This is a genomic window from Acidovorax carolinensis (assembly GCF_002157145.1).
Classification (GTDB): domain Bacteria; phylum Pseudomonadota; class Gammaproteobacteria; order Burkholderiales; family Burkholderiaceae_C; genus Acidovorax; species Acidovorax carolinensis.
In genome coordinates this window covers 3,292,516-3,313,966 of record NZ_CP021361.1, presented here as the reverse complement: position 1 = coordinate 3,313,966, position 21,451 = coordinate 3,292,516, and the positions used below count along the sequence as shown (strand labels likewise).

The window sequence follows — 21,451 nt, the reverse complement described above, 5'->3', positions numbered from 1 at the left end:
GGGCTAGATTTCCTAAAAAAGTTGATGGTCGGAACCACGGACTTCACGGACTTTTTCAGACATGGCGGCTATCGCTGCGCAGTGCTGCGCATACGTGCCCCCCTGCTGCCCGTAGACGGCGCGATTCTTTCCGTCGATCTTCCAGCGGCCATCCGTGGTGCCAGGGTTGCGCACCGGCAGATAACCGGCACGGCCTAGCCTGTGTTGCCACTGGCGGCGCTTGGCTGCGCTGCGCAGTTCCTCGAACATCCTGTGGTCCGCTTTTTCGATCAGGTCGTCTAGGGTCAGGACGATGGGGGAACCTACGGCGGCGATCAGGTCGCGTAGGTCGCCATCCTCGGGCGCTTCCCCGGACGACACCAGCGTCCAGAATGCAGGGGTTAGCGGCGGCGGTGCCTTGGGGTTGAACGTAGCAAGGTCAAGCCCTTGGAGATAGGCCACGGCGTGCCCTAAGCCCCCGGCGTGATACCAGGACCACAGGTCCGCCCAATAGTCGCCGGTGAACATCTCTTTGTTCGCGTTGCTGGCCGCCACGTAATGCCGCCGATCATCGGCGGGCAGATACATGGCGTCCGTCGGGTGATTGCTGGTGAACACCACCCCGCATTTATTGGGGATGGCGTATTCTTTGCGGTGCTTTTCATCAACCATTAGCACCTCGGGCGGGGCGGCGATCAGCACCTTAGCGGCCTCATAAATTCCATGTCGGTTGATTTCATCGCCCGTGTCGTGCGCCTCGTTCACGCGAATAACCTTGTTGCGGCGGTAGCCGTTGAACCGTGCGACAAGCTGGCCCGGCTTGATGTCTGCGAAGTTCCACGGGCCAACACCATGCACCAGGGGTTCAAGCATCGTGTCCTTGCCAATGCCCGGCGATCCGATCAGCACAATCGCGTGGTTGCACTTACCTGCCGGCTGTTGGACGTGGTACGCCATCCATCTACAAAGGTGGTCGGCATCGTCGGGGTAAATCGTGTGCAGGTGGTCAAGCCACTTACCGGCCTGCCTTGCGTCGCCGTCAATTACGGCGGGTGGGCGGTACAAGTTGAACACGCGATTGTCGGGGCTTGGCACTTCCCCCGCCTCCATGATGACCACGCCCTCGGCTACTTCACCGGCGCCGGGGAGCCATGACATTTGATGCACGGCCCGGTTTCTCTCGATCCACTTGGACGGCTGGGTTCGGGCTTCTTTTTCGGTCCCGTCCGCGTTGCGGATCGTGCGCGTCTCCCACTTCACCGATGCATCAACCGACTTTGCCGGCCACTGGTCCCGCGTCGTGCGGTCAATAAACATCCCAGCCGGCGCAAAGTAAAAAAAGGCATCGCGGGTGCTGCGATCAATCGGCGCGGCGAGTGCATCCCCGAACCCGTCAGCAGTGGGTGCGCTGCCACCGCAGGCACGAATAAAGGTGCCTATCGTTCGTGGATTGCTGCCCGTGGGTTTTGTCCTCGCGCGCCACTGCGCCGCGTTGTTGCTCGTGTCGCCGGGTAGTTGCGCGCTGGCTACTTCGTAAGCTTCGTATAGATCGTCGGCGCGGTCACGGTCCCAGTAAGCGGTGTTCCGAAGCGGCAGCAGGACGCAATCGCGCCAGCACTCGCCCTCGCTTGCATCAGGGCGTTCGAGCACGGCGCGGCAGCCCTCCAGCGTTATGCGCTGCGCAGCTTCGATAAGTTGGTCTCGCGTGAGGGTCAGTGGTTCGGTGTCGTCGCGTGCGGGTGCGTCATCATGGTGGGCGGGCGTGGGTGCAATGCCCGCACGCTCTAGCCACTCAGCCACGCTCAGGACGGCGCCGGTCTGGTGTATGGGTGCTGCCTGCTTTGGCTCCCCGTTGAACAGGATCAGCAGGGCGGCGCCTTCCTTGTCGTCGTGTGCTTCAAGCCAGGCGGCGGTGTCGGTCGGTTGGGCGGGCAGGTAGCTCAGGCGGGCGGCGTCCTTGGCGGCAGGGTCTGCGCAGCCTCCGCAGGCGTGATTGATGGCCTGCCACAGCGCAGCCCACTGTGGCTTCGGGCACTCTGCTGCCAGCGGCAGCACCAGGCGAAAACGGCGGTGTGCCGGATGGTCACGAAAGGTTGAATAGACCACGGCCTCAAGTCCCGACAAGCGTGTCAGCACGGACTCAGGTGTCGTGCCGTCATCAAAGTCCAGCACAGCGGCAGACAGGCTTTCTACACCGGCGTTTCCGCGCGTGCTGCCGGGCTTGTAGCGTGCGCAAGTGAAGCCCGGTCCCTTCTTTCCCGGACGACTTGGCGCAGGGCTGCACAGTTGCTTTGCCAGGTCCGGCCAGGCCATCTCACGGGCCTTGGGTTCGTTGTCGGTCGGGTGGTTGAAATAGGAGACTTGCATCATGCTGCCCTCATTGGTTTTTTCTTTGGCCATGCGCGCCAGCCATCGCGCGGGAGAAGCTGCAAGTGAGCCCCGCAAGGGTCAAACACGCAGGGGGTCGGCGGGATGAGTCCTCCAAAAAAGTAGGTGTTTCGTCGATATGCACGGCAGTGGGGGCAGCGATAGCGCAGGGTCCAGCAAGCCCCCGGCACCACGTCCGCAGACGTGGGTATCGGCACGGAGTAGAGTTGCACGGCGAGTGCAGCGGGTTTAAAATTCATGCGCAAAAACTTTCTTTGGTGCCCGCCTGCAAGCGGGCATTTTTCTTTTTGGTTCAATCGAATCGAAGGTGGTATGGGGCGCCACCACAGGGCGGATCACGTCTGCCGAACACTGGCGCGGCTGCCTCGCCTGCTGCATGGACGTGCGGCACACCACACGAGGGGCACGCCACTTGCAAGCGCCATTGGCCCTCGTAGGTGCGGGCCACGGCCAGGACAATCGCGCTCTGTGACAGGGGCACGCCCACACGTTCAAGCTCCGCCAGGGCGCGCAGCGCACCGCCCAGTCGATATGGGGTCAGGCTCGCAGGATTGCGGCCCAGGCGTGCCACTAGAGCATGTAAGTTGCCCATGCCGGGGCGGCTCTCGATAACGTGCCATGGTGGCGGCGGCAATTGTGGGGTGGTCATGCAGCAACCCCCAGCACCTCGCGCAGCTTGGCGACTTGCCAGGCAAGGCGACCATTAACGTTCAGGGGCTTGATTGGGCCTTCGCCCGAGAAGCCCAGCGGCGCAAGGTCTGTTGCGAGCGCCCAAGATAGAACGATGCCTGCGCGGTGCCTACGGCGGGTTGGTTGGTGGTTTGGAGTGGCGGATATTGGCCGGGGATGCGCATGTCGGATGCCTTTCGTAGCGAAGTGCCCCGATCTTGCCGCGTTTGCCAAGGCTTGCAAAATGCCTACAAAAAGCGACTTTTGGTCATTTTTTGTGGATTTTTCGACTTACTTAGGTACTTTTATTCAACGCTTGTAAATTTACCTGTATTCCGTTTTGTTGATTTTTTGTCTTCTCGGTATTTAACCGTGTTGATTTAATCCCCTTTTTTCCCAAGGGATGCGCAAGTAAAAAAACCAGCCGAAGCTGGTTCTTTACGTTAAATTTACATTAGTCGTTGTTAATTAACAACAATTTGACCCGTGGAATGGTTCAGATGTTCATGTAACGGCGCGCAGCGCCCCCGGCGCGGCCTTGGCATCGAACACAATCCCAGCCTCTTCCAGAATCCAGGCCTCTATGCGCTCATGGTGTACGCGCAGCAAGTCAAGCGGGCGCACTCTGTAATGTTTCTCAGCGGTTGCGCTCGGCTTGTGGCCTTGAATCTGCGCCACCACACCGGCGGGGATTTCCAGCCACTCCGACAAGGTGCCAAAGCTCCGGCGCAGGCCATGCAGGGTTAGCGCATCAATGGCGGCCACCTTGCACGCTTTATCGTGCGCATGGTTGGGCTCAGTTAGCGACGTGTTTTCGTTGCGGCTACTGGCAAACACAAATTCATTGCGGCGGGGCAGGGCGGCCAGCAGGTTATGCACGTAGGGCGTCAAAGGGATAACGCGCTCTCCCTCTACCTTGTCGCGGATGGTCAAGCCCCGCCATTGGGTGTTTAAGTCGTCCCAGCGCATCGCCAGCACCTCGCCCGGCCTTGCACCCGTCAGCAGCAGCGTTTGCAGGTAGGCGGCCACGGTCGGATTGCCAATGCTGCGCACGGCGGCAAACCATGCGGGCAGTTGCTCTTTCAGCAATGAATCGTCCTTTGCCTTCGCCTTGCCCAGCGCCTCGCGTGCTTTCTTTGTCTTGGCAGGGTTCGCCCCGGCCAGCACTGGCGCATATTCCGGCTGTTCTGCGCACCAGCCTAAAAACGCTTTCAGCAGCCGCCACGCCAGCCGGGCAGCGGTGGGGCGCGTCTGTGCCTCGCGTGCGGCCCATGCTTCTATAGTTGGCGCTGTCAGGTCACGCAGAGCCAGCCCCAGCAGCGGGTGCAATGGCCCGGCAATGGTCACGCCACGGCCCCGGGTGCCGCGGTTGGCAGCCTCGCCACCAGCACGGGCAAGGCGCTCATGGTCTTTTCGGTGAAGGTCACCCCAGTGCGGGGAGCGCTCGGACACGTAGGCGGCCCACACCTCACCCACGGTAGCGGATTGAACGGCGGCGGCGGCTTTTGCTGCGGCGTTGTCTGCCTGTTGCTGGCGCTCTACCTCGCGTGGGTCTCGCCCGTTATCCAGCACCACAGCAAGGCGCCGGGCTTCGGTGCGGGCCTGCTCGATACTCCACAACTTCACATCCCCGATGGTGCGGCGGATGGTTTGCCGGTTCAGCTTCGCCTCATAGACAAACGATTTAGCCCCCGCAGCAGTCACACGCACTCGCAAGCCAGGCGCTTCGCTGTCTCGCATGAATGCCTGTTGCTTTCCAGGCGGGCAGGCCAGGCGGCTGATTGCTCCAGTGGTCAAGTTGACCCGTTCCTTAAGGTCTGGCGCATCGGTATTTTTGGGGCGGGCCATGCTGTTTGCTCCGGTTGGGTTGGCTACATGATTGGGTCAGTGTAGCCGCCATGTAGCCACCATGTAGCCACTTTTTCGCAATTTTCCGGCACAAAGGTGAATTTAGGGGCGTTGAATGAAAACGTTAAGTTATTGATATATAAGCAAAAATCAACGAAACGCTATGGTGTTCAATGTGGCATTGGTGGGACTCATAATCCTTTGGTCGTTGGTTCAAGTCCAACACGCCCTACCATTGATCGTCTGCACGATCATTGCCTGCTCTCACGCTTTCTTTCACGAGAATTTCACAAATCTGGATCAAGGGGCGTTCCCGGTGCATTACAATTGCGCTTGGGATTTGGATGGGTAGGTGATCTTGCAGGCAATGCAATCGCTTATCAAAAGCGGTTTGATTTTTAGATTTGTCTGAATTTCATGCTATAATCCAAAGCTTAGCGGCTGTAGCTCAGCTGGATAGAGTACTTGGCTACGAACCAAGGGGTCGTGGGTTCGATTCCTGCCAGCCGCACCAATAGGTAAGCCCTAGAACAGAAATGTTCTAGGGCTTTTTCCTTTGTCTTTCAGAAATGTGCCCAACATTGTGCCCAACAAGTTGGGTTGCTAGGGGAGTCCGTGAAGTCAAAGCCCGAACTGCCTTGGCATCGTCGCCAGCAAGCTACCGCCATGAAAAAGACGTGGTTGTTGGCGCCGACCGAAAACTGAGCCACTTTTGAGGGTAGTGCCGACCCAAAACTGAGCCAGGTGAACAACTTAATCTGCTGCTTTTTTGTGCAGCAGAGGACAAGGAGTGATCACCATGGACATGATTGGCAGGATCCGGCATTTGTATGCCCGCAAGAACAAATCGGAGCGCGAGATATCGCGCATGACAGGGCTATCGCGCAACACGGTGGCGAAGTGGCTGCACGGCGAGGTGGACGGCCCACCGAGGTACCGCCGCAGCGAACAGCCCAACAAACTGACGGCGTTTCATGACGCGCTCATGCTGGCCTTGAAGGCCGATGCACGGCGGCCCAAACACGAGCGGCGCACGGCCAAGGCGCTGTACGCCGAGATCAGGCAAGCGGGCTACGAAGGGGGTTACACGCGGGTGACCGACTTCATCCGGGCGTGGCGCCAGAGCGAGGGTCAGGGGGCGGCCGTCAATGCCTTCGTGCCGCTGGCCTTCGAGCTGGGAGAGGCTTTCCAGTTCGACTGGAGCGAGGAAGGCATGGTGATCGGCGGCATCTACTACCGGGTGCAGGTCTCGCATATGAAGCTGTGTGCTTCGCGGGCCTTCTGGCTGGTGGCGTACCCCAGCCAGGGTCACGAGATGCTGTTCGATGCCCACACCCGATCGTTCGCCGCGCTGGGCGGCGTGGCACGCCGGGGCATCTACGACAACATGAAGACCGCTGTAGACAAGGTCAAGAAGGGCAAGGGACGCATCGTCAACGAGCGCTTTGCCACCATGTGCGCGCACTACCTCTATGACCCGGACTTCTGCAACGTGGCCAGCGGCTGGGAGAAAGGGGTGGTGGAGAAGAACGTGCAGGACAGCCGCCGACGCATCTGGATCGACGCGGCGCAGATCAAGTTCGGCAGCTTCACCGAACTCAACGCCTGGCTGGGCCAGCGCTGCCGCGCGTTGTGGGACGAGGTACGCCACCCCGAGCACAAGCAGTTCAGCGTGTCGGAGATGCTCGAACACGAGCGGGCGCACCTCATGCCCATGCCGCTGCCCTTCGACGGCTACGTCGAGAAACCCGCGCGGGTTTCCAGCACCTGCCTGGTGTCTGTGGCGCGCAACCGGTATTCGGTGCCGTGCGAACGCGTGGGCCAGATGGTGAGCACGCGGCTGTACCCGGGCCGCGTGGTCATCGTGGCCGATGATGAGGTCATCGCCCGCCACGAACGTCTGAGCAACGCGGGCGAGACCCGGTACGACTGGCAGCACTACATCCCGCTGCTGCAGAGAAAGCCCGGGGCGCTGAGAAACGGAGCGCCCTTTGCGGACATGCCCGAGCCACTGCAGCGGCTGCGCCGCGGGCTATTGCGTAACCCGGGAGGCGACCGGGTGATGGCGCAAGTGCTGGCGATTGTGCTTGGCGCCGGTCTGGACGCGGTGCTGGTGGCCATCGAGCTGGCGCTGGAGAGCGGTGCGCCAGGCAAGGTGAGCGTGGAGCATGTGGTCAACGTGCTGAGCCGGCTCAACGCGCAGCCGGCACCTCCCACGGCGGCCACACGGCTGAAGGTGACAACGCCACCGCTGGCAAACACGGCCCGCTACGACAGCCTTCGGGCCGACACCGCGGACAGTGCCGTGGGCGCCACCACCGAAGGAGCCCGCCATGAAGACTGATGTGCTGGTCGAACTCAAGGCGCTGCGCCTGCACGGCATGGCCGGTGCCTGGGCTGATCTGGTCGAGCAAGGCGGTGGCGATGGCGGCGGCCTGGGCATCGAGACCTCGCGCTGGCTGATCGAGCACCTGCTGCAGGCCGAGGGCACGGACCGGGCGATGCGCTCGATCAGCCACCAGATGCACGCGGCGAAGTTCCCGGTGCACCGGGACATGGCGGGCTTTGACTTCTCGGTCTCGCCGGTGGACCGAAAGCTCGTCACCACGCTGGCCGGCACTGCCTTTACCGACGAGGCGCACAACGTGGTGCTGGTGGGCGGCCCGGGCACGGGCAAGACCCATCTGGCCACTGCCATCGGCGTCTCGGGCATCACCCGCCATGGCAAGCGGGTGCGGTTCTACTCCACGGTCGATCTGGTTAACGCACTGGAGCAGGAGAAGGCGCAGGGCAAGGCCGGTCGCATCGCCACCAGCTTGCTGCGCATGGACCTGATCATCCTGGACGAGCTGGGTTATCTGCCGTTCAGCCAGGCCGGCGGGGCGCTGCTGTTCCACCTGCTGAGCAAGCTGTACGAACACACCAGCGTGATGATCACGACCAACCTGGACTTCGCCGAATGGTCCAGCGTGTTCGGCGACGCGAAGATGACCACCGCGCTGCTGGACCGTCTCACGCACCACTGCCACATCGTGGAGACGGGCAACGAGTCGATCCGGTTCAGCCGCAGCACGGCCGCTGCGAAGAAGCGGATCAAGGCCCGGGAACAGGACCGAAAGAGTGCCTCAACGCAGGCTGAGCCCGACCCATTCTGAGCAGGCACCGCGCAGGGCAAGCCGCTACGGGCTACGCCCTTCGCGGCTTGCCCAGCGCCTTCAACACATCAGCAAGGAGATCAGCAAACCAGGATAGCACCTACACTTATCCACAGCCGACCCTTGAAACGTCGGCTTCCACCCCTGGCTCAATATTCAGTCGGCACGGTGGCTCAGATTTGGATCGGCGCCGACATTCCTGTTTGTCTAGTGGTGTTGGGCACATTCGATTTGTGCCCAACAATGTGCCCAACAAGATGATGGGCTAGAGTGTAACAGTCTGGGGTGAGCTAAGGGGGTGAATTACCAAATTCACTAGGTTTGTCAATGATTTAGGTGTGTATGACTGGAATTCTCACTATGCCAAAAATTGTTTCGTACCTTCCTACGAACCAAGGGGTAGTGGGTTCGATTCCTGCCAGCCGCACCAATGTTGAAAGCCTGCAACTTAAAAGTTGCAGGCTTTTTCATTGGTGAATTGCTTTTCATCTTTGAGGCAAGATCCATTCATGAGCAAAGCCTTTACCAGGGAAACGGATACCAACGATGGCGATGATCTGGTTTCCCCGCCGCTTCCGGTCGGAGGGAAAAATTACATCACCCCGCATGGTTACGCTCGATTGCGGTCAGAGCTCTTGGCGTTGATCGACACTGAGCGACCCAAGATCGTGGACATCGTGCATTGGGCTGCCAGCAATGGCGATCGCTCCGAGAACGGGGACTATCTGTACGGCAAGAAGCGTTTGCGCGAAATTGACCGTCGCATCAGGTTTCTGACCAAGCGACTGGAGATTGCAGAGATCGTCGATCCGGCCATTCACCATGGAAGCGATCAGGTATTTTTTGGTGCGACCGTCACTTATCTGGAAGATAACAGCGTGGAGCGGACGATCACCATACTTGGAATTGACGAAGCAGAAAGCAACCAGGGCCAGGTGAGCTGGATGGCACCGGTCGCGCGCGCGCTCCTGAAGTCCAGGGTTGGGGATGAAATTACATTGGCTGCCCCGGGGGGCGTGCATCGGTTGGAGGTGATGGGCGTTCAGTATCCCGACCAATCAGCGCAAGAGGCAGGGAACTGAGGGCGGCGCTGCCCACGCTCTGGTCTATGCAATTCAGGCTTGGGGAATGATCCGAGACGCGCGAATCACAGCCTGAGTGCGTCTCAGACCGCGCAATGCTGTTTCAAGATGGGCTTGGTCCCGCACTGCCACCACGAAGCGCAGGTCAGTGGTGTCGAGTGCCACCTCGTCGTCCATATCCACATGGGTGATATCGGCCTCCGAGTTGGCCAGTTCTGCGGCCACGCGTGCTAGCACGCCTTTGCCGTTGCTCACGGTAACCACCACCCCGGTCTCGAACATGCGCGAGGGCTCATCCGCCCAGTCCACGGCAATAAAGCGTTCGCTGTCTTTGTGCTGTAGCCGCTTGGCCACGCTGCAATGCGCATTGTGAACCACCAAACCTTCTCCGCGGCCCAGGTATCCCACAATGCTGTCGCCAGGTACTGGTCGGCAACAGTGTGCATATTGGACCGAGGCGTTTTCGCTGCCATCCAGCGTCACTGCGCCCTGGGACAGGGATTCGTGGGATGTGTAGCGCTCTCGGGTCATGAGCAGCGCATCGGGCCGGTGCCCATGTTCAGACATCAGAACCATGAGGCGCTTGGCGACGATGCTGGCGATGCGCTTGCCCAGTCCCAGGTCTGTCATCAGTTCGCTGCGCGTGCGGTTTCCTGTGAAGCGCAGCAGCTTGTCCCACATGGGCTGGGTTTCTGCATCCACGGGCGGGAGGCTGACCAGACCCTCTGCACGCAGCGCCTGCGTCAGCAGCTTTTCACCAAGACCTTCCGATTCTGTCTGTGCCAGTGTTTTGAGATAGTGACGAATCTTTGACCGTGCACGGCCCGTGCGTACGAACCCCAGCCATGCCGGATTGGGTGTGGAGATAGGAGCGGTGATGATTTCCACCACATCGCCGTTTTTCAGCTCGGTGCGCAGAGGCACCAGTTCATTGTTGATCTTGCCCGCTGTGGTGCGGTCACCCACGTTACTATGGATGGCATAGGCGAAATCAACAACTGTGGCCCCGCGCGGCATAGCCATGATCTGGCTTTTGGGCGTGAAGACATACACCGCGTCCGGGAACAGGTCGACCTTGACATGGTCCCAGAATTCTGCAGCATCCCGGGTTTCGTTCTGGATATCGAGCAGGGACTGCAGCCATTTGGTGCCCAGGCGCTCGGCCGAGTTGCCTTCACTGTCTTGTGCCTTGTAGAGCCAGTGCGCCGCAACGCCTGCTTCAGCAATCACATGCATTTCGTCGGTGCGCATCTGAAATTCGATGTTCACGCCCGAGGGGCCCACCAAAGTGGTGTGGAGTGACTGGTATCCGTTGAGTTTAGGGATGGCAATGTGGTCTTTGAACTTCCCGGGTACCGGCTTGTACATCTGGTGCAGGATGCCCAGTGCCGTGTAGCAGTCCGTGATGCTGGGAACAATCACCCGAAACCCATAGATGTCGGTGACCTGCGCAAAGCTCAGGTGCTTGAGGTCCATCTTCTGATAGATGGCGTAAAGCGTCTTCTCGCGTCCGGCGAGCCGAACCGGCATGCCAATGCGCGAAAACGCTGCATCCACTTCTGCCTGAACCTTCTGGACCAGATCACGGCGTCGGTTGCGCGACTTGTTGATGGCCTTGGAGAGCGTCTGATAGCGCCACGGGTGCAAATGCCGGAAGGAAAGATCCTGGAGTTCGCGATACGTCTGGTTCAAGCCCAGGCGGTGGGCGATTGGTGCGTAAATCTCCAGCGTTTCAGAAGAAATGCGGCCCCATTTGCTGCGCGGCATGTCCGACAGCGTGCGCATGTTGTGCGTACGATCTGCCAGCTTGATGAGAATCACGCGAACGTCGCGCGCCATCGCCAGCAGCATCTTGCGAAAAGACTCAGCCTGGTTTTCCTCGCGCGTATTGAACTGAAGCTTGTCGAGCTTGGTGAGTCCGTCCACGAGCTCGGCCACCGGGGCACCAAAGCGGTCGATCAGGTCGGCCTTGGTTACACCACAATCTTCCATGGCGTCGTGCAACAGTGCTGCCATCAGTGCCTGGGCGTCCAGTTTCCAGCTGGCACACAGCGCCGCGACTGCAATCGGGTGGGTAATGTAGGGCTCACCGCTGCTGCGCAACTGCCCCAGGTGCGCCTCGTCGGCAAAGCGGTAGGCCTGCCGCACCAGTTCAATGTTGGCTGTATCGAGGTAGTCGAGGCTGTCCGTCAGCGCGGCAAAGCTGGCCGCCGCTGCATTGGCGGCTGCCGCTGACGCACTGACCGTACCCGAAGCGGGGCTGTCACCGGGCCGAATCTGCGTCGCAGAATAGGAATTGAGCACCGCGTTCATGTCCTAAATGTAGCGCGGTCGTGCACGAGAAGCCCAAGGCGCAAAAAAAAGCACCGCAATGCGGTGCCTTTTGTCCAAGGTGCCTGAAGAAAAGATCAACCGGGAACCTTCTTGAGCATTTCCAGGCCAACCTTGCCTTCGGCGATTTCGCGCAGCGCCGTCACGGCGGGCTTGTTGCGGCTTTCGATGCGCGGGGCGTGGCCCTGGCTCAGCATGCGGGCGCGGTACGTGGCGGCCAGGACGAGCTGGAACCGGTTGGGAATCTTTTCCAGACAGTCTTCTACGGTGATGCGTGCCATCGGGTTTCTCCGGGAATCAGGTGATATTTAGCGACTGGAAGGTGTCAGCACGGGCGCGGCGCTGGGCGGCGTACTTGAGTCGCTGGGCGTGAACTACGGCTTTCAGGTCGAAAAGCGCGCGCTCGAACAACTCGTTGATTATAACGAAGTCGAATTTGCCCACCTGGGCCATCTCGATGGCAGCGTTCTTGAGGCGGACTTCGATGACATCCGCCGAGTCTTCGCCCCGGCGCTCCAGGCGCGAGCGCAGTTCTTCCCAGCTGGGTGGCAGGATGAAGACGAGGATGGCGTTGGCAAAGGCCTTCTTGATCTGGAGCGCACCCTGGAAGTCAATTTCCAGGATCACATCCGAGCCCTGCGCGATGCGCTCTTCGATAGCCTTTTTGGAGGTGCCGTAGCGGTTGCCATGCACCATGGCCCATTCCACGAAGGCGTTGCCTTGCACCATCGCGTCAAACTCCGGTTCGGACACGAAAAAATACTCGCGACCATGCTTTTCCTGGCCTCGCGGAGGGCGGGTCGTGTGCGAGATGGACGGGTGAACGTGGGAGTCGAGTTCGAGAAGTGCCTTGACCAGGCTGGATTTGCCAGCACCGCTGGGGGCGGCCACTACAAAGAGATTTCCAGGGTAATCCATGGGTGATGTTCGCAGGATGCTATCAAAAAAGGAGTATCACTCGATATTTTGCACTTGCTCGCGCATCTGCTCGATCAACACCTTCATGTCGACGCTGATGCGTGTGAGGTCCAGGGCCGCTGATTTGGAGCCCAGGGTGTTGGCTTCGCGGTGCAGTTCCTGGATCAGGAAATCGAGGCGTTTGCCCACTTCACCGCCTTTTTGGAGCAAGCGCTCGATCTCGTCCAGGTGCGAGTTCAGGCGGGTGATTTCTTCGGCCACATCGATGCGAATGGCAAAGGCAGTTGCCTCGGTGAGCGCGCGGTCGCGTGCGGCCTCTGGCAGGGTGGAGCCGTCGGTCAAGGCCATGGCTTCTTTCCAGCGCTCCATGAAGCGCTGGCGTTGCTGTTCAACCAGCAGGGGCACCATGGGGCCCGCCTGTTGGGCCAGGCTGCGCAGTTGGCCGAGCCGGTCGTGCAGCATGGCGGCAAGACGCTCGCCTTCGCGGGCGCGCGCCGCCATCAACTGTGCGAGCGCCTGTTCTGCCAGGGCCGGCACGGCCTCGCTCCAGTCCTCGGGGCCCGCGCTGGCGTTGGCGCACAGTCGCAGCGCATCGGCGACCGTAAGGGGGGCGGCATGCGGGAGCCAGGCTTTCACGGCGTCCTGCAGCGAATTGATGCGCTGTAAAAGGCGAGGGGCCGGATCCTGCAGGTTGTTGCCATCGTCGTTTTCGAGCGCGGCACGCACTTCCACCTTGCCGCGCTTGAGTTGCGAGGTCAGCAGGCTGCGCAAAACGGGTTCGAGTGCGCGCAGCTCGTCGGGGAGGCGGAACGAAAGGTCCAGAAAGCGGCTGTTGACCGAGCGGATTTCGAGCCCCAGCCGGCGGGCTGCAGGGGGGCGGGTGTCGGTGTCAGCGCCAGTGGCAGAGGCGCCATGCTGTGCGCTGGCGTATCCGGTCATGCTGTAAACTGGCATTGGACTTTTTTGATGGTTGCTTGCGATCCGGTGATTATCCGGGTTCCGCTCTATACCCGGGTCATCTTCGCAAAATATGTCAAAAATCAAGCCGGCGCCATTGCCGCCCGATACTGTAATTGGGGGCTACCGTGTGGTACGCCGATTGTCTTCCGGCGGGTTTGGTGTGGTCTATCTGGCGCTTGACGCCGAGGGCCAGCAGATCGCCATCAAGGAATACCTGCCCACTTCCCTGGCCACCCGGGCCCCGGGGGAGTTGCTGCCCAAGGTGCCACCCGAAAAGCTGTCGTTGTACCGCCTGGGCCTCAAGAGCTTCTTTGAGGAAGGCCGCTCTCTGGCGCAGATCTCGCACGCCTCGGTGGTCAGCGTGCTCAATTTCTTCCGCGAGAACGAAACCGTTTACATGGTGATGAACTACCTGGAGGGCGCCACCCTGCAGGACTTCATCATCACCGCGCGCGACCTGAAAACGCAGAAGGTGTTCCGCGAGTCCACCATCCGCTCGCTGTTTGACGAGGTGCTGCGCGGCCTGCGCATCGTGCACCAGCACAAGATGTTGCACCTGGATATCAAGCCGGCCAACATTTTCATCACCGACGATAACAAGGCCGTGATGATCGATTTTGGCGCGGCGCGCGAGGTGCTGTCCAAAGAGGGCAACTTCATCCGCCCCATGTACACCCCCGGCTTTGCCGCGCCCGAGATGTACCGGCGCGACTCGTCCATGGGCCCGTGGACCGATATTTATGCAATCGGCGCCTGCATTTACGCCTGCATGCAGGGCTTTCCGCCCAACGAAGCGCCCCAGCGCATCGAGAAAGACCGCCTGTCGCTGGCGCTCACCAAGCTGCGCGGCGTGTACTCGGACAACCTCATCGAGGTGGTGGAGTGGTGCATGGCGCTCGATCCGCTGTCGCGCCCGCAGTCGGTGTTTGCGCTGCAAAAAGAGCTCAGCCGCGAGGGTGAGCGCCGCTATACCAAGCTGTCGGTGGCCGAGAAGATGCGGCTGCAGCTGGACACCCTGGTGTCCGACACCAAGAAAAACGTGCAAAAAGTGGGTGAAGCCACGGGCATCGGGGCCAAGCCCAAATGAACACGAGTTGCGCAAAGCGGGTTCGGGCGAGCTGCATGGTCATTAACGATGCCTTTGCGCATTCCTGTTTGCGTGAGTCACTATGAAGTTCTCGGTATTCCAGATCAGCCGCCGCGGCGGGCGCGAGAAAAACGAAGACCGCATGGGCTACTGCTACACGCGTGAATCGGGGCTGTTTGTGCTGGCGGACGGCATGGGCGGGCACCCCGAGGGCGAGGTGGCCGCGCAGATCGCGCTGCAGACCATTTCGGCCCTGTTCCAGCGCCAGGCCAAGCCGCAGCTCGACAATGTGCAGGAGTTCCTGTCGTCGGCCCTGCTGGCGGCCCACCATCAGATCCTGCGCTATGCCTCGGAAAAGGGCATGCTCGACACGCCGCGCACCACGCTGGTGGCTGCCGTGGTGCAGGCGGGCGCCGTGTCATGGATCCATTGCGGAGATTCGCGCCTGTACATGGTGCGCGGTGGCGAGTTGCTGACCCGCACGCGCGACCACTCTTATCTTGAGCTGCGCAATGCGCCGCCGCCGGGGCTGGACCGCATCAACCGCAACGTGCTGTTCACCTGCCTGGGTTCGCCCACCAAACCCATTTACGACAGCACCGGGCCTGTGCACCTGGAGCAGGGCGATCGCATTTTGCTGTGCTCGGACGGCCTGTGGGGCGCGCTCAGCGATGAAGAGATTGCCTCCCAGCTGGGCCGGCAGACGGTGTCGCACGCGGCGCCTGACCTGGTGGAGGCCGCGCTGCGCAAGGCGGGCGAGGGCAGCGACAACGTCACCGTGGTGGCGCTCGAGTGGGAAACGCCCGACACCTTCGAGTCCACGCAAGGTGTGTCGACCGACAGCATCAGCGATGATGTTTTTGCCTCGACCATCCAGGCCGGCCCGCTGGATGGCCTGGTGGATGACCTCGACGATGACGCCATCGAGCGCTCCATTGCCGAGATCAATGAAGCCATCCGCCGCTCGGCTGCGCGCAAGGTCTGATCGCATAGCTAATTTTTTTGCGGCGGCACCACCAGGGGGCCGCGCTGCAGCACTGGAAGCCGGGTTGCACAGCGCAAACGGCGCCAGCGTCCGGTAAACAATTGCAGCTTGCTGCGCCCCGGTGTCCGGCTGCGGGAACCACTCGCTGCCCACCAGGTCCATTGCCTTCTTACTTCCGATCTCCATGACCTCCTTCACCCGAACGGGCGGCCGCGCCGCCGATCAATTGCGCCCCGTGCGCATCACCCGCCACTACACCATGCATGCCGAGGGCTCGGTGCTGATCGAGTTTGGCAATACCAAGGTGCTGTGCACCGCGTCGGTCGAAGAGAAAGTGCCGCCGCACCAGCGCGGCACGGGCGAGGGTTGGGTGACCGCCGAATACGGCATGCTGCCCCGCGCCACGCACAAGCGCAGCGACCGCGAAGCCGCCAAGGGCAAGCAAAGCGGCCGCACCCAAGAGATACAGCGCCTCATCGGCCGTTCGCTGCGGGCGGTGTTTGACCTCAAGCTGCTGGGCGAACGCACCATCCAGCTCGACTGCGATGTGATCCAGGCCGATGGCGGCACGCGCACCGCCGCCATTACGGGCGCGTGGGTGGCTGCGCAGGACGCGGTGAACCAGCTGCTGGCTGCCGGAAAAATCACGGCGACACCCATCCTGGGGCCGGTGGCCGCCATTTCGGTGGGCATCGTGCAGGGCACGCCACTGCTGGATCTGGAATATGTGGAAGACGTGGGCTGCGACACCGACATGAATGTGGTCATGACGGGCGCCGGCCATTTCGTGGAAGTGCAGGGCACGGCCGAGGGCGTGGCCTTCACCCGCGCCGAGATGGACCAGTTGCTGGCGCTGGCCGACAAGGGCGTTGCCGAACTGGTGAGCCTGCAACAACAATCGCTCTTAAAATAATAGCTGCTTGCGCTTTATACATAAGCGCTATAGGCTGTTTTGACTATGAAACTGGTTCTTGCATCCAACAACCGCGGCAAGCTTGCCGAACTGCAGGCCATGCTGGCGCCCCTGGGCATCGAGCTGGTGCGCCAGGCCGACCTGGGCGTGGGCGAGGCCGAAGAGCCGCACCGCACCTTTGTCGAAAACGCCCTGGCCAAGGCGCGCTTTGCCAGCGCGCATACCGGCCTGCCCGCGCTCGCCGACGACGCCGGCCTGTGCGTGGACGCCTTTGGTGGCTTGCCTGGTGTGGACACGGCCTACTACGCCACGCAGTTCGGCTACGAAAAGGGCGACGATACCAACGTGCGCGCCCTGCTGGAGCAGATGCAGGGCCAGGAAAACCGCCGCGCCGCCATGGTCAGCACCCTGGTGGCCGTGCGCAGCCCGCAAGACCCCGAGCCCCTGATTGCCGTGGGCCGCGTGGTGGGCGAGATCACGCGTGCGCCGCGCGGCAGCAACGGTTTCGGCTTCGACCCCGTGATGTTCATCCCCGAATTCGGCCAGACCTTTGCCGAGCTGCCCACCGAGGTCAAGAACGCCCACAGCCACCGGGGCCGTGCGGCGCAGCAGATGCTGGCGCTGATGCGCGAGCGCTGGATGGTATGACCTACCCCCCTGAGTCGCTTCGCGCCTTCCCCCCAGGGGGACACCGCCAGCGCGGCGGGGCGGCCCTTGCGCGGCGGTTGCGCCTGTGGCCGCTCGCGCTCCAAGCGGCGGCCGCGGCTTCAGCGTTCTGAACCCTTGATGCTTTCAATGGCTATTCCTATCATTCCAATTGCTCATGCCGCGCCCGCGCCGGTGCGCGACATCCAGCACTACATGCGCCCTGGGGTGCTGCAGCTCACCAGCCTGCCGCCGCTGGCCCTGTATGTGCACCTGCCCTGGTGCCTGAAGAAATGCCCGTATTGCGACTTCAACTCGCACGAGTGGCGTGATGCCGGCAGCGCCGGCGCGTTGCCCGAGGCCCGCTACCTGGACGCCCTGGTGGCCGACCTGGAGGCGGCACTGCCCCTGGTGTGGGGCCGCAGCGTGCACAGCATCTTCATCGGTGGCGGCACGCCCAGCCTGTTTTCGCCGCAGTCCATCGACCGCTTGATCGGCGACATCCGCGCGCGCCTGCCGCTGGCGGCCGATTGCGAGATCACCCTGGAGGCCAACCCCGGCACTTTCGAAAAAGACCGGTTTCACGCCTTTCGCGCGGCCGGCGTCACGCGCCTGTCGGTGGGCGTGCAAAGCTTCAACGACCGGCATCTCAAGGCCCTCGGTCGGGTGCACGACCGCGCGCAGGCGCTGGCGGCGGTGCAGGAGGCGGCCAGCGCCTTTGACACCTTCAACCTGGACATCATGTACGCGCTGCCGGGCCAGACGCTGCCAGAGCTGGAGCAGGACATGGCCACCGCGCTGGCACTGGCGCCGCCACACATCTCCATCTACCACCTCACCATCGAGCCCAACACCTACTTCGCCAAGTTTCCGCCCGCCATTCCGCCGGACGACGATGCCTACGCCATGCTCGATCGCATCACCGAGATGACGGGCCAGGCGGGGCTGGCACGCTATGAGATATCGGCCTATGCCCGGCCGGGCCATGCGTGTTTTCACAACACCAACTACTGGCAGTTTGGCGACTACCTGGGGCTGGGCGCGGGCGCGCACAGCAAGCTCAGCTTTGCCCACCGCGTGGTGCGCCAGACGCGTTTTCGCGACCCGCGCCTGTACATGGACAACGCGCTGGCCGGCCGCGCCCTGGCGCAGGACGAGGACGTGCGCCGGGCCGACCTGCCGTTCGAGTTCATGCTCAATGCGCTGCGCCTGCGCGATGGTTTTGCCTTGCAGGACTTCGTGGAGCGCACGGGACTGCCGCTTACCGCCATTGCCAAGGCGCTGGACGAGGCCGAGCGCAAGGGCCTGATCACCCGGGACATGGCCCGCGTGCGCCCGACCGAGCGCGGGTTCGACTTTTTGAACGATCTGCAGGCGCTGTTTCTGGCCGACTGACAGCGTGGCGCCCACACGGGGGCAGTCGGTGCGGCGAGTTTGCAGTAAAACGGGCTGTGGCGCTTATGGATAAAGCGCTATATGCTATATAAATATGAGCAATTCAGCGGTGGGCCGCGCTGCTCTGCGGGCAGCTGTGGGGCTTCGTTCAGCCGCAACGCACCGCCGTGATGCGCCCATTGGCATCCACTACCAGGTTCAGGCGTTCGGTGTTGAACTCCAGCGTCACCGCCTGGCGGGGGTGCAGCAGGCGTGCCATGGCAGCGCCCGAGGCCACGCGGGCCTGCTCGATCACCGACGGGGTGCCCTGCTTGCCGATCACCCCCTGGGCGGGCGCCGCATTGCACACGCCGCCCCGCGGCCCGGGGCCCACCGAGGCCGGCGGTGCACCGGCCGTTCCGCCCGCACCGCCCGTTCCCCCCGGCAAGCCGGCGCAGCCGGCCAGCAAGGCAGCGCACAGGCAGGTGGTCAGACTGGCGGTGAGGGTGTGCGTTCGGGTCATCTGCATTGTTTTCTCCTGGGGGAATCGGTGGCGGGGTTCGCCGGGCGAGGAGATACCTTATCGTGCGTTAGCCCCCCTGGCTGTCAGCACAGGTAATCGGTGCGATCTGGATTGTCGCTGGCACCGGCTGCACACAGCCCTCGCTGTGGCGGGCGGTGAGGGGGAAAGAGTGTGGAATGGCGGTGGTTTCATTCGCAGGCTGGCGTCCTGCAGACCCGTTGGCCGATTGGGGGACACTGTGATCATGACACCGGCTATCCGATCTTCCATCGTGCGGGCCTTGACGGCGGGAACCGTGGCGAGCATTTTTTCGGCCGTTGCGCTGATGGTGTGCGGCCGGCGGGAAACCGGAAGCTCGGCGGCGCCCATCAATGCCGTGAGCCACTGGTATTGGCGCGAGGAAGCCTTGTATTTCCGGCAGACCGATATTAAGCACACAGCGCTGGGCTATCTCACCCACCATGGTGCGTCCGTGTTCTGGGGCGCCCTGTTTGCCTGGGCGCTGCATGGGAGACCGGCAGCGCGCCAAACCGGCGCCGTGCTGGCAGGCAGCATGGCCACCAGTGCGGTGGCCTGTTTTGTGGACTTTCACCTGACGCCACAGCGGCTTACGCCCGGCTTCGAGCACCGTCTGTCCCAGCGGTCGCTCGCGGTCGTCTATGGGTCTTTTGCCGTGGGGCTTGCGGTGGGGGCGCTGCTGGTCAGGGGCAGCGGTGCGCCGAAGTGAGGCCAGCCGGGGCAGGGTAGGGCAGGGCGCGGAGTGCGTGCAGGGTGGGCGCCGTTGCGTCAACCCAGCAGCGCTTCGAGTGCGCTGGGGCCAATGGGCGGCTGCGCCGTCCATGGCACCACCAGCACGGCGTGGCCGGTGTGCGCGGCCACCCGATCCATCTGCGTTCTCTCGCTGTCCAGGCGGGCCTGCAGCAGGGGATCGGCCGTGCCGGTGGCCAGCAGCGATTTGTTGACAACCCAGGCAAAGGGTTCAATCTGGGCCCGGCGCAAGTCGTCTTGCAGCGCGGCGGCCTGCGACACGGGGGTGGCTTCTGGCAGCGTGACCAGGATGATCCTGGTGTAGTCCGCATCTTGCAGCCGCATCAGCGGGGTCACGATGCGCCCCGCAGCCTTGCCCTCGAATTCCCGCACCATCTGGCGGTGGTAGGCGCCGGTGGCGTCCATCAGCAGCAACGAGTGGCCGGTGGGCGCGGTGTCCAGCACCACAAACGAACTTCGGGCCTGCGCCACCACATGCGAGAAGGCATGAAAGACGGCCACTTCCTCGGTGCAGGGCGAGCGCAGGTCTTCAATCAGCAGGGCTTTCTCGCCCTCGGTCAGCGTGGCCGCGCGGGCGGCCACGATCTTGTCCACGTATTTTTGCGTTTCGGCTTTGGGATCGATGCGGCCTACGCTGAGCCCGGGCACATCGGCGTTGAGTGTGACGGTCAGGTGCGCAGCCGGGTCGGTGGTGCTCAGGTGCACCGATTTGCCGTGGCGGACCAGGCCCAGCGCAATGGCGGCGGCAATGGTGGTCTTGCCGACCCCGCCCTTGCCCATGACCATGATCAGGCCGCGCTCACCCTGCGCCAGCTCGGCCACCAGCTCGGACAGCTTGTGGTGGTCGATGGCGGGCACTGCGGGGGTGGCTGCGCCCGTCGTGCGTGGGGGCTCGGCAGCCAACAGCCCGCGCAGTGCGGGCAAACCCACCGAATCCACTGCCCGCAGCGGAATGTGGTCGGCCACCAACGGGCGCAGCGCAGCGGGCATCTCGTCGAGCGCCTTGCGCCCCAGTGCTTCGATGGCCGCGGCAATCGGGTCGTCCGCATCGGTGCGATGGAACACGGCATTCACCACCAGCCGCTGGTTGGTCAGGCCCAGCGCGCGCAGTTCATCCGAGGTGCGGGCCGCCTCGTCGAGCGCGCCTTTGTCGGGCCTCGCCACCAGCACCACGGTGGTTTGCGTGGCATCGCTCAGCGCTGCCAGGGCCGCGTTGAAAAGCTGCTCCTGCATCTTCAGGCCCGAGTGCGGCCCCAGGCAGGACGCACCCCGGTCGTTGCCTTCCAGGAATCCGCTCCAGGCCTTGGGCAGGCTCAGCAGCCGCAGCGTGTGCCCCGTGGGGGCGGTGTCAAACACCACATGGTCATAGGCAGCGCCGCCGTGCGACAGCAGGTTGGAGAATTCGTCAAAGGTGGCGATCTCGGTCGTGCAGGCGCCGGACAGTTGCTCGCGCACCGTGGCAATGTCCTGTTCGCTGGCCTGTGGCCCCATCTGCGCCACCACGCGTGCGCGGTAATCCACGGCAGCGGCATCCGGGTCGATGTTGAGCACCTGCAGGCGTGGCACGCCCGGCACCGCCACGGGCTGGTTGCGCAGTTCGATGCCCAGCATTTCATCGAGGTTGGAGGCGGCGTCCGTGCTGACCAGCAGCACCTTTTTGCCCGCGTCTGCCAGCGCGATCGACACCGCCGTGGAAACCGAGGTCTTGCCCACGCCCCCTTGCCCGTGAAGAACAGGTATTTGGTGGGCTGGTCGAGAAGGTGGATGTGTGCGGGCATGGGATTCCTGGTCAGGCCGGGGCACGCCCTCCATGGGCAGTGCTCCGA

Annotated in this window: 16 protein-coding genes, 2 tRNA genes and 1 pseudogene; 11 read left to right on the top strand and 8 right to left on the bottom strand. The window is 62.6% G+C overall.

Going from position 1 to position 21,451, the window contains the following annotated elements; translation table 11 throughout:
* Window positions 1-12: 12 nt before the first annotated feature.
* Together CBP34_RS15510 and CBP34_RS15500 are read right to left on the bottom strand one after the other, a co-directional pair.
* Window positions 13-2,379: a primase-helicase family protein gene (locus CBP34_RS15510; protein WP_094098555.1), complete on the bottom strand. Its 2,367-nt coding sequence runs from the start codon at window positions 2,377-2,379 to the stop codon at window positions 13-15.
* Window positions 2,380-3,540: 1,161 nt separating this feature from the next.
* Entirely contained in the window at window positions 3,541-4,884 is a 1,344-nt protein-coding gene (locus CBP34_RS15500) for a tyrosine-type recombinase/integrase (RefSeq protein WP_094098554.1), read from the bottom strand.
* A 163-nt stretch (window positions 4,885-5,047) separates the two neighbouring features.
* Between CBP34_RS15500 and CBP34_RS19510 the strand changes: the two genes are divergently transcribed.
* The 5 genes from CBP34_RS19510 to greB all read left to right on the top strand — a co-directional run bounded on the left by CBP34_RS19510 (window position 5,048) and on the right by greB (window position 9,121).
* Window positions 5,048-5,119, top strand: a tRNA-Leu gene (locus CBP34_RS19510).
* Window positions 5,120-5,321: 202 nt separating this feature from the next.
* Window positions 5,322-5,398 (top strand) — tRNA-Arg (locus tag CBP34_RS15495).
* A 285-nt stretch (window positions 5,399-5,683) separates the two neighbouring features.
* Window positions 5,684-7,228, top strand: coding sequence for an IS21 family transposase (gene istA / locus CBP34_RS15485; RefSeq protein ID WP_087748263.1), 1,545 nt, complete (start codon window positions 5,684-5,686; stop codon window positions 7,226-7,228).
* Entirely contained in the window at window positions 7,218-8,039 is an 822-nt protein-coding gene (istB, locus tag CBP34_RS15480; protein WP_087745763.1) for an IS21-like element helper ATPase IstB, read from the top strand. Before istA ends, istB begins: the two co-directional genes overlap by 11 nt.
* Before the next feature lie 509 nt (window positions 8,040-8,548).
* Window positions 8,549-9,121: a transcription elongation factor GreB gene (gene greB / locus CBP34_RS15470; RefSeq protein WP_094098552.1), complete on the top strand. Its 573-nt coding sequence runs from the start codon at window positions 8,549-8,551 to the stop codon at window positions 9,119-9,121.
* A gap of 33 nt (window positions 9,122-9,154) precedes the next feature.
* Here the strand turns inward: greB and CBP34_RS15465 are convergent, their stop codons facing one another.
* The 4 genes from CBP34_RS15465 to CBP34_RS15450 form a co-directional block, all read right to left on the bottom strand.
* On the bottom strand, window positions 9,155-11,434 hold the full coding sequence (locus CBP34_RS15465) for a RelA/SpoT family protein (protein ID WP_094098551.1): 2,280 nt from the start codon (window positions 11,432-11,434) through the stop codon (window positions 9,155-9,157).
* A 95-nt stretch (window positions 11,435-11,529) separates the two neighbouring features.
* Window positions 11,530-11,733, bottom strand: coding sequence for a DNA-directed RNA polymerase subunit omega (gene rpoZ / locus CBP34_RS15460; RefSeq protein ID WP_005794722.1), 204 nt, complete (start codon window positions 11,731-11,733; stop codon window positions 11,530-11,532).
* 16 nt (window positions 11,734-11,749) lie between these two features.
* Window positions 11,750-12,370 carry a guanylate kinase gene (gene gmk, locus CBP34_RS15455; RefSeq protein WP_086913193.1) on the bottom strand — a complete coding sequence of 207 codons (621 nt, stop codon included), beginning with the start codon at window positions 12,368-12,370 and terminating at the stop codon, window positions 11,750-11,752.
* A 36-nt stretch (window positions 12,371-12,406) separates the two neighbouring features.
* A complete protein-coding gene (locus tag CBP34_RS15450) occupies window positions 12,407-13,324 on the bottom strand; it encodes a YicC/YloC family endoribonuclease (protein WP_086913192.1) in 918 nt (305 codons plus the stop codon).
* Between the two features lie 76 nt (window positions 13,325-13,400).
* Here CBP34_RS15450 and CBP34_RS15445 point away from each other — a divergent pair, with 76 nt between their 5' ends.
* The 5 genes from CBP34_RS15445 to hemW all read left to right on the top strand — a co-directional run bounded on the left by CBP34_RS15445 (window position 13,401) and on the right by hemW (window position 18,355).
* A complete protein-coding gene (locus tag CBP34_RS15445) occupies window positions 13,401-14,417 on the top strand; it encodes a serine/threonine protein kinase (RefSeq protein WP_086913191.1) in 1,017 nt (338 codons plus the stop codon).
* 82 nt (window positions 14,418-14,499) lie between these two features.
* The gene (locus CBP34_RS15440) at window positions 14,500-15,402 is read left to right on the top strand and encodes a PP2C family protein-serine/threonine phosphatase (protein ID WP_094098550.1); all 903 of its coding nucleotides are present in this window, start codon (window positions 14,500-14,502) and stop codon (window positions 15,400-15,402) included.
* Window positions 15,403-15,586: 184 nt separating this feature from the next.
* Window positions 15,587-16,315, top strand: a complete 729-nt coding sequence (rph, locus tag CBP34_RS15435; RefSeq protein WP_094098549.1) for a ribonuclease PH — start codon at window positions 15,587-15,589, stop codon at window positions 16,313-16,315.
* 45 nt (window positions 16,316-16,360) lie between these two features.
* Complete coding sequence (gene rdgB, locus CBP34_RS15430) at window positions 16,361-16,963, top strand: RdgB/HAM1 family non-canonical purine NTP pyrophosphatase (RefSeq protein ID WP_094098548.1); 603 nt, start codon at window positions 16,361-16,363, stop codon at window positions 16,961-16,963.
* A 147-nt stretch (window positions 16,964-17,110) separates the two neighbouring features.
* Window positions 17,111-18,355 (top strand): radical SAM family heme chaperone HemW, encoded by a 1,245-nt coding sequence (hemW, locus tag CBP34_RS15425; protein WP_094098547.1) that lies wholly within the window; start codon window positions 17,111-17,113, stop codon window positions 18,353-18,355.
* A 148-nt stretch (window positions 18,356-18,503) separates the two neighbouring features.
* On the opposite strand, the gene CBP34_RS15420 is transcribed toward hemW, so the two are convergent.
* On the bottom strand, window positions 18,504-18,863 hold the full coding sequence (locus tag CBP34_RS15420) for an I78 family peptidase inhibitor (RefSeq protein WP_236748438.1): 360 nt from the start codon (window positions 18,861-18,863) through the stop codon (window positions 18,504-18,506).
* 238 nt (window positions 18,864-19,101) lie between these two features.
* Here CBP34_RS15420 and CBP34_RS15415 point away from each other — a divergent pair, with 238 nt between their 5' ends.
* The gene (locus tag CBP34_RS15415; RefSeq protein ID WP_094098546.1) at window positions 19,102-19,584 is read left to right on the top strand and encodes a hypothetical protein; all 483 of its coding nucleotides are present in this window, start codon (window positions 19,102-19,104) and stop codon (window positions 19,582-19,584) included.
* A 59-nt stretch (window positions 19,585-19,643) separates the two neighbouring features.
* Here CBP34_RS15415 and arsA read toward each other — a convergent pair.
* A pseudogene (gene arsA / locus CBP34_RS15410) lies at window positions 19,644-21,403 on the bottom strand (arsenical pump-driving ATPase).
* Between the last annotated feature and the right edge of the window lie 48 nt (window positions 21,404-21,451).